At 41.8% G+C, this 12,534-nt stretch carries 10 protein-coding genes; 6 read left to right on the top strand and 4 right to left on the bottom strand.

Annotated features, from left to right (window positions below; genetic code table 11):
* Window positions 1-50: 50 nt before the first annotated feature.
* The 3 genes from ACWATR_RS11445 to ACWATR_RS11455 all read left to right on the top strand — a co-directional run bounded on the left by ACWATR_RS11445 (window position 51) and on the right by ACWATR_RS11455 (window position 2,372).
* A complete protein-coding gene (locus tag ACWATR_RS11445; protein ID WP_460332308.1) occupies window positions 51-545 on the top strand; it encodes a hypothetical protein in 495 nt (164 codons plus the stop codon).
* A gap of 8 nt (window positions 546-553) precedes the next feature.
* On the top strand, window positions 554-928 hold the full coding sequence (locus tag ACWATR_RS11450) for a hypothetical protein (RefSeq protein WP_460332310.1): 375 nt from the start codon (window positions 554-556) through the stop codon (window positions 926-928).
* 175 nt (window positions 929-1,103) lie between these two features.
* A complete protein-coding gene (locus tag ACWATR_RS11455; RefSeq protein WP_460332312.1) occupies window positions 1,104-2,372 on the top strand; it encodes a HEAT repeat domain-containing protein in 1,269 nt (422 codons plus the stop codon).
* Window positions 2,373-2,704: 332 nt separating this feature from the next.
* Here ACWATR_RS11455 and glgA read toward each other — a convergent pair whose 3' ends face one another.
* The 3 genes from glgA to ACWATR_RS11470 form a co-directional block, all read right to left on the bottom strand.
* Window positions 2,705-4,153: a glycogen synthase GlgA gene (glgA, locus tag ACWATR_RS11460; RefSeq protein WP_460332314.1), complete on the bottom strand. Its 1,449-nt coding sequence runs from the start codon at window positions 4,151-4,153 to the stop codon at window positions 2,705-2,707.
* Window positions 4,154-4,279: 126 nt separating this feature from the next.
* A complete protein-coding gene (gene hemC, locus ACWATR_RS11465; RefSeq protein ID WP_460332316.1) occupies window positions 4,280-5,251 on the bottom strand; it encodes a hydroxymethylbilane synthase in 972 nt (323 codons plus the stop codon).
* A gap of 272 nt (window positions 5,252-5,523) precedes the next feature.
* Complete coding sequence (locus ACWATR_RS11470; protein WP_460332318.1) at window positions 5,524-8,166, bottom strand: PAS domain S-box protein; 2,643 nt, start codon at window positions 8,164-8,166, stop codon at window positions 5,524-5,526.
* Between the two features lie 112 nt (window positions 8,167-8,278).
* Here ACWATR_RS11470 and ACWATR_RS11475 point away from each other — a divergent pair, with 112 nt between their 5' ends.
* Both ACWATR_RS11475 and ACWATR_RS11480 read left to right on the top strand, forming a co-directional pair.
* Complete coding sequence (locus ACWATR_RS11475; RefSeq protein WP_460332320.1) at window positions 8,279-8,845, top strand: Uma2 family endonuclease; 567 nt, start codon at window positions 8,279-8,281, stop codon at window positions 8,843-8,845.
* A gap of 756 nt (window positions 8,846-9,601) precedes the next feature.
* Entirely contained in the window at window positions 9,602-10,279 is a 678-nt protein-coding gene (locus ACWATR_RS11480; RefSeq protein WP_460332322.1) for a response regulator transcription factor, read from the top strand.
* A 10-nt stretch (window positions 10,280-10,289) separates the two neighbouring features.
* On the opposite strand, the gene ACWATR_RS11485 is transcribed toward ACWATR_RS11480, so the two are convergent.
* Window positions 10,290-10,712 (bottom strand): lysozyme inhibitor LprI family protein, encoded by a 423-nt coding sequence (locus tag ACWATR_RS11485; protein WP_460332324.1) that lies wholly within the window; start codon window positions 10,710-10,712, stop codon window positions 10,290-10,292.
* A gap of 756 nt (window positions 10,713-11,468) precedes the next feature.
* Here ACWATR_RS11485 and crtR point away from each other — a divergent pair.
* The gene (gene crtR / locus ACWATR_RS11490; protein ID WP_460332326.1) at window positions 11,469-12,530 is read left to right on the top strand and encodes a beta-carotene hydroxylase; all 1,062 of its coding nucleotides are present in this window, start codon (window positions 11,469-11,471) and stop codon (window positions 12,528-12,530) included.
* Window positions 12,531-12,534 lie beyond the last annotated feature (4 nt).

The following is a 12,534-nucleotide window of genomic DNA, read 5'->3' on the forward strand; positions in this document are numbered from 1 at the left end:
ATACAATCATTGATTTCATGAAATCGGCGTTGACTAAAAACGCATAACCTATGTCTATCACGACTTTCGGCAATATCTACTCAGATGAGTTAATTACAGCCACTGAGTTGAATCGTCAGCCTGGGCGAGTTCTGGACAAAGCTTTAGAACGTCCAGTGACAATTACTCGCAATGATCAGTCTTTTGCTTTGTTACGCCGGGAGGAAATGACTTTTCTTGTAAAGGCAGCAACACAGAGTAAAGCTGTTTTTGAGGCATTAACCGTCGCCTTCTCTTTGCTACTTGGAAAAGAAATTGGCTTTGAACATCCTTATGGATGGCTGAGTGTCTTTGAAAAAGATGATCTGCAAGACTTTATCAAAGAACTAAGTGAGGCTTTTCGATTGATAGATTCTTCTCCTATAGCATGGGAGATGATTGACGCTCTCATCCATGAATGGCACGAGAGCGCCATAGCGATCGCTAGTCCTGAACTGGCAGATGCTTTTAATGCCGAAACTGATGAAGTGCCATTAAAGTCGCCACCTGCTCAGAGTGCTGTGTAAATGAGAGTATGTCAGAAAACCCTTCTGAAGATCCAATAGTAGAGAATGTGGAGCCGCCAGAAGTTAAACTGACGGCTCCTGCATTATCTGATACAGAAAGTACTTGGTTAGTGGTAGCCAAAAATCGTCGAGTGAATCGGGATTGGGAGGCTTTAATGCAACGGCATCCAGAAAACACTCATCGTTGTTACGAGGATTTATGTACTGTACCAACAACCAGACAACCTCGCCGTGTTTTCCCTTTGAAGGGCAAATCTTACAAGGGAGTATGGGAATACGAGGTAACAAAAGGGGACAGAGTATTTTATGTTCCTGATCAAGAACAGCTTAAAGTCGTTGTCTACTACGCAGGAAAACATCCGAATCCTGCACCCACACCGTGATTCGTGTCAAGAGTTAAGAGTTGCTAACAGATATACGTGACCTCTTGATATCTGCAAGTATGATTTACTTCAATCCTCAAACATAATTTACCGACCGCTATTTTCCAGTCCCCAATCCCCAGTACGATAATAAACGTGACCTCTGAGCAATTATCCAAGAGCCATTTATAGACCAATGGATAAACGTTTTTTTAAAATGTTTGGGTTAACAGAAGAACAAGCGATCGCAATTATCGATACACCATTAGAACAACTCGAAGACGCTTCTGATAAATATATAGCTGTTTCCCATTTAATTAACTTCCCCACTGAGCAATCGATTGCGGCTTTGGTACGGGCGATTGAAACCAGTAACCCTGATGAGTTAGACCACCGGATTGTTCGACGCAAGGCTGTAGAAAGTCTGGGGCGATTGCAGGCTGAATCAGCTTTACCTGTAATTCGGCAGTGCCTTAAAGATGATGATATTTATACTGTTGAAAATACTGTGTGGGCGATCGGGGAAATCGGCACTAAAGAGCCAGAAATCCTCGAAGAGGTGGCACAACTACTGGATAAACCCGGCCAAATCTATCGAGTGATTATTCATACTCTAGCTAACGCCGACTATCAGCCGTCACTTGAACGTGTACGTAAATTTACTCAAGTTGAGGATGAACCTACCCGTAGTGCAGCGATCGCTACAGTTTGTCGTTTCACGGGTGACTACTCCCAAATTACTGAGGTGATGACGCTGCTGCAAAGTTCCAGCGTCAATGCACGACGCGGTTGTATTCAAGACCTGATTGATTCACGCTATTACAAAGCCATCCCAGAAATTGCCCGTTGTCCTGTATCTCTGGTGTTCCGGTTGCGAGGATTGCGGATGCTTTTGGATGCAGGCGTTCCCAGTGGTGAAATTACTTTTACAGAAATTCAACCTTACTTAGAGCAAGTACTCTACGACCATCCCAACGACCTTGATTTAGTACACGAGTACGATGCTACCCCTGTGCTAGATTTTGTGATTAACGAACTCTACGAAACCGATTTTGGACGCTGTTATTTAGCCACAAAAACCTTACTGGATATATATTCACAAGAAGCACCCCAAGCACTTTTAGTTACTTATGGGGATAAGGCATATAACGACTATGGCGCTCATTATCATGTGATGAAACTTTTCGGCTGGCTAAAATATGCTCCCGCCTTCGATTTGCTAGTAGAAAACCTGCACAACCGCGAACCCCAGTTCCAGAAATCTCGTGCAGCGTGTGCGATCGCTCTTGGTGAATTGGGTGATTCACGAGCAATTCCTGAACTCAAAATTTGCCTAAATACGCCGATTTGGGATTTGAAATACGCTTGTTTATTAGCGCTAGACCGCTTAGGAGACTCATCTGGTCGGGAAATTTGCGATCGCGATCGTGATTGGTTAATTAGGGCGAAAGCGACGAGTAATTAGGGCTTGCTGAAAAAGTCTGATGGCTGGGGTAGGCAATAGGGAATAGGCAACAGGCAATAGTTTCATCCTGATTTTTGGTGTTTTTTTGTGACCTAATCCATGAGAAATGCAAGATTTTTCAGCCTGATACCCCAATTTACTTGCACCTGTTTCTACAAAAATAGCCCCAAAGCATTGAGAAATCAACGTTTTATCATTATTCAGCAGACCCTAATTAATAGCCCTGGCGACTGGAAGTCGCGGCTACACAAACAAAGTCCGCCTCCGCGGACTAAGGAAAAATTGAGGTTTGAAACCCACGGATGTGGGTTTTGTTTGTGTAGACGCAGTTTCTAACCGCCCTTTTGCTTGCTAGTGGTGACTGCTTCGTTTAACACTAACTTTGGTTCTGGAGTCTCCTCTTCTTCTGGCAAACCGTAAATTGATCTGTACAACTTCACGTATTCTTTGGCAGATTGATACCAACTAAAATCTTGAGCCATGCCACGTTGTTGTAGTTCTTGCCATTGCGGTTTAAAACGGAAGCCTTCCCAAGCCCGGATCATACAGGTGAACAGGTCTAGGGGTTCATAGCGGTCAAAGCAATAACCCGTACCTGCGGCATTTTCGGGGTCATGATGGCTTACGGTGTCAACCAATCCACCTGTGCGGCGGACAATGGGCACAGAACCGTAGCGCAAGGACATCATTTGGCTAATGCCACAAGGTTCAAAACGACTAGGCATTAAGAAGGCATCAGTCCCAGCATAGATCCGGCGAGACAGGGCATCGTTATATAGTAAGTAAGTTGCCATGCGTCCGGGAAAACGGGATGCTAATTGCCACATCTGAGTTTCATAGTAGCGATCGCCTGTCCCCAACAGTACAAACTGGGCATCTGTATAAGATAGAAAGCGATCGAGGATTTGCAATATCAAATCAATGCCTTTTTGTTCTACTAATCGGGTCACAATCCCAATTAAAAAGGCTTTGGAGTTGACTTCTAATCCTACTTCTTCTTGCAAAGCAATTTTGTTGGCTTTGCGCTTATCTAAAGTATCAGCAGTAAAGGTTTGAGCAATGTATTTGTCATTTTCTGGATTATAAACCTCGGTATCAATACCGTTGATAATTCCAGATAATTTACCGCTAATAAAGGACAACAAACCTTCTAATGTTTCACCGTAAGTCGCTGTCTTGATTTGCTCGGCATAAGTGGGCGAAACTGTATTTACCTTATTGGCAAATTGCACCGCCGCTGCCATGACGTTGTGTCCTTGCATATACCACGGACACCAAGTAATTTTCTCTAAATACCAACGCCACGGCCCTTGATAAGCCAGGTTATGAATGGTAAAGACTGTGGTGATATCAGGATCTTGGTGCATCCACACGGGAATCATCCCCGTATGCCAATCATGACAGTGGATAATTTCTGGTTTCCAGTAATTCCAGGCAAATTCGGCTGCACCATTGGAAAAAAAGGTGAACCGCCAGTCTTCATCATCTCCAGAATAAATCCGGCGGGGTAGGAATACGGGATGTCCAAATAAGTACAAGGGAACATCAGTACCAGGCAGAACGCTTTCATAAACAGCAAATTCCTGGAACATGGCAGATCCCCGCCAGATGGGTTCTTTGGGAATTTCCATTTTGTCTGGCAGGAAGCCATAGTAAGGCAAGAATATCCGCACATCATGCCCCATTTCTCTCAGAAATTTGGGTAATGCCCCAACAACATCACCCATTCCTCCTACTTTCGCAATGGGTGCTGCCTCTGCTGCAACAAATAGAATCCGCATGGTAATTTTTGCTTCCCTGAGTCTATATTGTCAAATTAACTTGCTGATCCCGACCAACGCGATTTTTCGCGTCTTTTGTGTAACGGCGATCAATTCTTATCTAATCACATCGGCTTGCCCAATTGCTTAGGAACCGCGCTGAATCACCGCAAAAATTTCTTCTAAAATTTCTTGCGCTCCCTGTTGCCGCAACACTTCTGCTAGTTCTGTGCCTAGTGCTTCGGCATTGTTGGCCTTGCCTGTGACGGTATCTTTTACCAGCTTTTGACCATCTACGCTGGCGACTATGCCCGTTAAGGTCAAGTTATCACCAGATATTTCTGTATTTACACCGATAGGTACTTGACAGCCGCCCTCTAATGAACGTAAAAAAGATCGTTCAGCGAGACAGCGATCGCGTGTTTCGGGATGTTCGATGGCTTTGAGTAGAGATAGCAATTCACTATCATCAGCACGGCATTCTATCCCTAAAGCACCTTGTCCAACGGCGTGGAGTGAGATTTCTTTGGGTAGCACTTGATGAACGCGATCGCTCATTCCCAACCTTTCTAACCCTGCTGCTGCCAAAATTAGGGCATCGTACTCACCTGCATCCAGTTTTGCCAACCGTGTAATTAAGTTTCCCCGCACATCCTTAAAGGTAAAGTGGGGGAAGTGGTGGCGTAACTGTGCTAACCGCCTCAGAGAAGATGTACCAATTACCGCACCTTCTGGCAATGTATCAATTTGTTTATCTTTGTGCTTTTCATGCACCACTAATGCATCTGCTGGATTTTCCCGTTCAGTAATTGCTGCCAGCATTAACCCTTCTGGTAAGTTAGTCGGCAGATCCTTGAGAGAATGAACTGCAAAGTCAATCTCCTGATTGAGCATTCCGAGTTCAAGTTCTTTAGTAAAAAGTCCTTTATCGCCAATCTTAGCTAATGCTACATCCAAGATTTTATCGCCTTGGGTAGACATTGTGTGGACTTCAAAAGTGATATCAGGAAAGCTTTTCTGGAGTTGCTCTTGTACCCAATAGGTCTGAACCAGAGCAAGTTGGCTTTTGCGTGAACCAATCCGAATAGTGCGTGGGGGACTAGAAACAACTGAAGTCATAAAACAATATATCAAACTAGGCGATAAATTCACTCTCATCTAGACTACCGTAGTCAGGGACTCATACTAATTTTGGAGTTTGGATTTTGGATTTTGGATTACAATTCTTTACTAAAAAGGGAGTGGGGACTGAGAACTGGGGACTAGGGAAAGGGGGAATGATTGAATAAATCTCTTCCTTGTCTTCCCTGTCTATTTTCAATCCCCAATGCCCAATCCCTAATGCCCAATCCCTAATGCCCAATCCCCAATCCCCAATCCCCAATCCCCAACTAATTCGACTTACCTTCTAATGGGAGAGTGACTGCACAAGTTGTACCAATTCCTACTTGAGTGGTGATGTTAATCTGACCTTGGTGTAAATCTACACACTTTTTCACCACTACCAATCCTAATCCTGTACCAGGAATGCTTCTGACATTCTTGCCACGATGAAACGGCTCAAACAACTGCTGTTGATCTGCTAGCGGAATTCCAATACCCTGATCTTGAACTTGGAGAATCACCGTATCTGATTTAAACTCCAGACTAAGATGCACATTCCCTCCATGAGGAGAATATTTAATCGCATTCAGCAGCAAATTAGACAGAATAGAACGCAACAACCTTTCATCCACCCAAGCCGGAACAGTTTTTCCTTGGCAAACAAAACTAAGTGTATGCCTTTCGTCTGTACTTAGGCGCATTTCTTCCACAAAATAACTGCAAAATCCTTCTAAATCTAGGAGTTTGGGATTAAATTCTAGTTTTCCGGTTTCGGCTCGATTGATGGTCAAAATATCATCTAATATCTGAACCATATTTTTGACAGAGAGTTGAATCCGCTGCAAGTTCCTCAATCGTTTAGAAGAGTTATCCCATTCATCCTGACAGTTTTCTAGCAATTGGGCCGCTGCTAAGGCAGTACTCAGAGGAGTGCGAAATTCGTGAGATGCCATTGAGAAAAAACGTGTTTTCAGGGCGCTAAGTTCTCTCTCTCGCTCTAATGCCATGCGAATTTCATCTAACCGCTTGCGTTCTGTGATGTCGCGACAGTTAACTATAATTCTAGTGTCTGCTGTATTATCTAGAAATTTCTGGCTAATAGCTTCTAGCATCCGCCACGAGCCATCTTTGTGCCGACAACGAAACTCGATTGGGGTAGTAACTTCTGAACTTTGAATAGCATGAGTAAAGCTATGGTGAGTGTTAGCAAAATCATCCTGGTGAATGTAATCTAATAAGTTTTTGCCAATTAGTTCTGCGGCTGGATAACCCAAAACCTTTTCGACTGAGGGGCTTTCGTAACGAATAGAACCATCTACATCGAGAATTTTGACAATATCTAAAGCATTTTCAATCAATGAGCGGAAGCGTTCTTCGCTCTGGCGTAATGCCTGTTCAGCTTGTTTGCGCTCGGTAATGTCACGTTGTACTGATATCCAGTGGGTATACCAGCCAGTTTCATCGGCTACGGGGAAAATGCTAAATTCATTCCAGAATTCAGAGCCATCTTTGCGGTAGTTAATTACCTGAACGGTGACTGATTCCCAACGAGAAAGCGCAGTCCAGACTTTATCCATTTCAGTTTGACTTGTTTTCGCTCCTTGAAGAATACGGGGCGTTTTACCTAAAACTTCTCTCAGCCTGTAACCTGTGATTCGGGTGAATGCTTCGTTAACATAAATAATCTGCGGCCCAGGTTCGCCAATGGGTTGCGCTTCAGTGATAACTACAGCATCATTAGTATTTACAACTACAGATTGCAGTAATCTTACCTGTTCTTCCTGCTTCTTTTGGTGTGTGATATCAGCAATCACGGCTACCATGCCGTTGATACTATCGTCGCGATCATGCAATGGAGCAGCGGAAAAAATTATATCGATCGCAGTGCCATCTTTTTTAAAACGGCGCAATTCAACTCTGGTATAGGTTGTTCCTTGTAAGATACTTTGTTGGAGAGTGTTATATTCCTCTAATTGATCGTCTAAAAAAATTGGGTTAGGACGGTCGATTACCTCTGCCTCCGTCCAGCCAAACATCCGTTCAGCAGCAGGATTCCAGATTTTCACATTCCCCTCTAAATCAAGTGTGAAGATGGCGCGAGGAGAGGCAGTAATTAGAGCTTGCAGCGCGGCTTGGGTGCGCTGACGTTCGGCAATTTCCGCTCGGAGAGAGACATTGGCTTTAGCTAATTCTTGAGTCCGCTGTTCAACACGGTGTTCTAATTCAGCGTTGAGTGTTTGTAGCTGTTTGTAAAGTTCTGACTGTTGGATAGCGATCGCCACTTGGGTTGCAAGTTGCTTCATTAACTCAACTTCCCAAGATTCCCAGATGCGGGTGCGATCGCACTGATGGGCAATCAATAAGCCCCAAAGATAAGGGGTAGAAGCAGGTGTCTTGCTATCTCGTTGTTTATCCGCTTCCCGATTTTCTTGTAAAATTGGCACTACCAACTTGGCTTTAACACCGAACTGTTTCACGAAGTCTGCTAAACATGGTTCGACATCTGCTTGTTCAACGTTTGCGATCGCGCGGGTTTTTCCTAATGAATAAGCTTGATGATACTCTCTAGGAAACACTTCTTGTGGAAAAGTTTCTCCTAAAATTTTTATATATTTAGGTAAAACTGTTTCAGTCATGGCGCTGCCTGTGCCATCTTCCCAGAGGCGATAAATTAGCACCCTATCTGCTTGGAGAAACTCGCGCACATCTGCAACAGTAGTAGTAAGAACCTCCTCCAACTCCAAAGATTCACGAATATGATGAGCAATCTGGTTTACCAGGCGTTCCCGCTCAGTTTGTTGCCGCAGTATCACTTCTGCCCGTTGCCGTTTAGTGACTTCTAGATTGAGAAAATAGTAAATTACCGCCAATGCAATAATGCTAAAGCCAACACCGATGGGGGCAAGATTCATAATGCTAAAATCGGGCATGAGCGTAGAGAACAGAGATTAGAAGCATTTGGTTTAGTGTACTGTTTTCACTCATCTATTTAGTTCCGGATGTTGATAAACTGGATGTACGACTTTCGGAGTGGCAAAAGTTATGAGTGTTGCAAAATCTGCATCCCTAACCCTAGAAGAATTTCTCAAGTTGCCAGAAACAAAGCCTGCCAGTATTTATATTGATGGTGAGATTATCCAGAAACCAATGCCGAAAACCCGTCACTCCCGACTTCAGGGTAAGTTGATTAATGGAATTAATGAAGTTGCAGAGAAAAAGCAAATCGCTTATGCTTTTCCAGAGTTGCGTTGTACTTTTGGTGGTCGTTCAATTGTTCCAGATGTGGCGGTTATTCGTTGGCAACAAATTGAGTTTGACGATAACGGAGAACCTGTAGATGATGTGTTAATTGCTCCGGACTGGACAATTGAAATTCTTTCTCCAGATCAGAGTTCCAATCGAGTGACCAACAATATTTTGCACTGCTTAAAATATGGTTGTCAGCTAGGATGGTTGATTGATCCTGATGATCGCTCAGTTCTTGTATTTAAACCACATCAACAACCAGAATTTTATCATAGAGAAGATAGCTTGACTGTTCTAGATGGTATTGATTTAGAGTTGACAGTAGAACAGTTATTTGGTTGGTTAAAAATGAAATTAGAGTAAAAAACCCATACTAAAATTATCGAAGTCCATAATATAAAAAAATTAACAATTTTTATCAAATCTAGTGTATAAACCACCATACTTAAACCAGTATTGCCTTAACTGATGACAAGGCGTAAACAAACTGGCTTTGACACGATAAAGAAAAACCTGTCGATGATCACCCATCCAAATTTTGTCAACCGGCTCAACAGAAATTAATGTTCCTCCTAGGGCATCTATACAATCGGTAAATCTCTCAACGCAAGAATAGTCTATAGTTTCAAATAGAAAAAAGTGACCCGAACAGATTAAATGACGGCTTCTTATCCAACATTGGAGCTTTTTATGCGCTTGTGGCGGCAACATTACTTTTGCTTCAAATAATTTGATATGAATGCAGGGTGTATGGCAGTACGGTTCGGTGAAAAGGGAAGGAAAAACCTTTAACCCAAACCCACTAACCTTTTCCTCAAACCTAATTCTGAGGTCAAAATCCTTACCGGAGCGGATTGGGGTTTATGGGACTTATGCACTAAAAGGCATTTTTTGAAAATCTCCTGGTTAAAGATAGAGTTCTTTTAGAACATCTACAGGAAGTTATTAAAAACCTACATAGAATAGAAAGTTACATATCAAAAGTAAGGAAATAGCTCAGGAAATGGTAAAGAAATCGGAAAGAAGCAACGAAATCGAAAAATTGTTACTTTTCGCAATATTTCTTCAAGCAGAGTTCGTAGATTGTTTTAAAGATAACTAGTATGGTTAAAAAAAATTATGCGAATTCTCTTAGTTGAGGATGATGTACGCCTTGCCGAAACTTTAGCAGAAGCCCTTACAGACCAGCGTTATGTGGTTGATGTGGTTACAGATGGTGAGGCGGGATGGAATCAAGCCAAAATGCTGGATTATGATTTGCTGTTGCTGGATGTGATGTTGCCAGAACTCGATGGAATTAGTTTATGTCATCGGTTGCGATCGCACAGCTACACTATGCCAGTTCTTATGCTTACTGCACGTGACACCGTTAGCGATAAAATCACCGGACTCGATGCAGGTGCAGATGATTATGTCCTTAAACCGGTGGATTTGCAAGAACTATTTGCACGAATTCGCGCCTTGCTTCGTCGGGGTAATGTTTCATCACCGCCGATTTTGGAATGGGGCAATCTGCATCTCAACCCCAGTACTTATGAAGTGAGCTACGGTAAAAGTATGCTACATTTGACTCCGAAAGAGTACGGAATATTAGAGCTATTACTGCGAAATGGTCGTCGTGTCCTTAGTCGCAGCGTGATTATCGAACATATTTGGTCGCTAGAGTCTCCTCCAGAAGAACATGCTGTGAAAGTTCATCTTAGAAGCCTGCGTCAAAAGCTTAAAGCCGCCGGAGCTTTTGAAGATTTTATTGAAACAGTTCACGGTGTAGGCTACCGTCTTAAACAACTCGATTAATTACTCACACTTAAGGGTCAGGCTTTAGATATTCTTGTAATTCTTGAGTACGCAGTTTTGTAGTCTTTTCTAGACAACCAAAATAAATAGTAGGGGCAATACTTCCGCCCTCATATCTGCTTCTCTCAAACTCACAATTGGTATCTCGAAACTTTATCCACGCTAACTGTGCAGCAATTAATTTCTGTTTTCTAGGCTTTTCTAATCTAGATAGCAATTTTTGATAAGCTTGATTCAGTCTTTTATCTGAATTCTGATAAGACAACTTCGTACATTCATTAATTGCTATTTGAGTTTGAGGATTATTGCAGTTGAGCTTTTGAACTAAGAGGATCTCAGGTAAATCAGGCGTTGTGCCTGCTAATGTCATATTGAGAGTATCTAAACTGCTGAGAGTTAGCATACTCGCCAAACCTAGTAATAACTGACGCATAGGAAAATATTTATTGTTAGAGTTGATTTACAAAGTAAATCTTAAGTAGGGTGTGTTATTGATTTAGCCTAACTCACTGCTACGTACATAGTAAAGTTCATTAGAAATTTTTTATATTCTGCCTACCAGGAGACTCCCTCGATGGAGTTTTGGTTACAAGAAGAAGACAGTAGCCACACGGAATCGAAAGGAGGGAAAGCGATCGCTAGTATATATACTTATTGCATCAGCCAAGAAAAGGAATGAAATTTTTATTTAAGCAAATAAAGCGTACATTTTTGTTAGAAGTATGATATCTGTGTATAAAATATTTTTATTATACGTCAAATTACGACAAAACTCTTGCGTTTATTATTCAAATAATTGTATTCTTTATATTGTTGAAAATTGTTTTTCACAAAAGCAATAACAACACATAATTTCAGTACATAGGAAAAGTATTGTCTTGGCGAATCGATAAATAGTCGATATAAAACCAAAATAAATATATATGCCCTTGTCGCTGGCATCATGAGTAACAGGACTAACTACAAAAATGAAAAATCAAATATATTGTTTATGTGTGTAGTCTAGCAAAAAATTAAAAATTTTCCCTATCCCTGATCTCCTACAGTCCATACCTAATTTGAATACAGAACAGTATCGACTAAATTCTCAGGCTTTCATCTCTACTAATCGAGGCAAGAAACTTATTCTGTGCTGGCTGAGTTTGGGATTTCAAGCCCATTTTATCAACGAATCACGACCAGGAAAATTATGACCTCTTTAGATCCTAATTTTTTTGACATCCCTGACAAAAGCCTAATCATCATCGACCCAGCCGTTGATGACTATAAAAAACTAAATGGCAACAACTTGGAAGTCATCTTTAAAGACGTAGTAAATACAGAAGTAAAAACGGTAACTTCAGAAGCACATAAGCTGCTGAAAATTCCACCTAAAGAATTGTTAGCGCCTCCTGGTGATTTCAATCCAACGCTACTACTGTTTTGTGCATCGGTGACGGTGCTAGTGTTATCTAACTGTGGTTACTGGCTTTGGCAATGGCCAGACTGGCTGTGCTTTAGCTTTAACACTATTGCCTTGCATTGTGCTGGCACAGTAATTCATGATGCTTGTCACCAATCTGCCCACCGCAATCGAGTAATTAATTCCATGCTAGGGCATGGTAGCGCCCTGATGCTAGGGTTTGTTTTCCCAGTGTTTACGCGAGTACATTTGCAGCATCATGCTCATGTCAATGATCCCAAAAATGACCCAGATCATTTTGTTTCTACAGGTGGCCCACTGTGGCTGATTGCATTTCGATTCTTGTCCCACGAGGTGTTTTTCTTTAGACGGCGACTGTGGCGCAAATATGAGCTATTGGAATGGTTCATTAGTCGCTCAATCGTTATTGCAATTGTTTATATCTCAATTCAATATCATTTTTTAATGTACGTTCTCAATTTTTGGGTTGTACCTTCTGGTATTGTGGGATTAATACTGGGTTTGTTTTTTGATTATTTGCCCCATCGTCCCTTTGTTGAACGCAATCGCTGGAAAAATGCTCGCGTATACCCAAGCCCAATTCTTAATATCCTGATTTTAGGGCAAAACTACCATTTAATTCATCATTTATGGACTAGTATTCCCTGGTATAAGTATCAATCTACATATTATCTGATGAAGCCTTTATTAGATGAAAAAGGCTGTTATCAAAGTTCAGGATTACTACAAAAGAAAGACTTTTTGGAGTTTATTTACGATGTCTTTGTAGGAATTCGGTTTAATCATCAGAAAACTAAAAATCAAGACGAATCACAAAGTCATAAATAATGTT

Source organism: Nostoc sp. UIC 10890 (assembly GCF_054786515.1).

Bases quoted from the DNA above. Each gene is read 5' to 3' on its own strand.
- ACWATR_RS11445 (WP_460332308.1), top strand. From the start codon at position 51: ATGTCTATCACGACTTTCGGCAATATCTACTCAGATGAGTTAATTACA.
- ACWATR_RS11450 (WP_460332310.1), top strand. From the start codon at position 554: ATGTCAGAAAACCCTTCTGAAGATCCAATAGTAGAGAATGTGGAGCCG.
- ACWATR_RS11455 (WP_460332312.1), top strand. From the start codon at position 1,104: ATGGATAAACGTTTTTTTAAAATGTTTGGGTTAACAGAAGAACAAGCG.
- glgA (WP_460332314.1), bottom strand. From the start codon at position 4,153: ATGCGGATTCTATTTGTTGCAGCAGAGGCAGCACCCATTGCGAAAGTA.
- hemC (WP_460332316.1), bottom strand. From the start codon at position 5,251: ATGACTTCAGTTGTTTCTAGTCCCCCACGCACTATTCGGATTGGTTCA.
- ACWATR_RS11470 (WP_460332318.1), bottom strand. From the start codon at position 8,166: ATGCCCGATTTTAGCATTATGAATCTTGCCCCCATCGGTGTTGGCTTT.
- ACWATR_RS11475 (WP_460332320.1), top strand. From the start codon at position 8,279: ATGAGTGTTGCAAAATCTGCATCCCTAACCCTAGAAGAATTTCTCAAG.
- ACWATR_RS11480 (WP_460332322.1), top strand. From the start codon at position 9,602: ATGCGAATTCTCTTAGTTGAGGATGATGTACGCCTTGCCGAAACTTTA.
- ACWATR_RS11485 (WP_460332324.1), bottom strand. From the start codon at position 10,712: ATGCGTCAGTTATTACTAGGTTTGGCGAGTATGCTAACTCTCAGCAGT.
- crtR (WP_460332326.1), top strand. From the start codon at position 11,469: ATGACCTCTTTAGATCCTAATTTTTTTGACATCCCTGACAAAAGCCTA.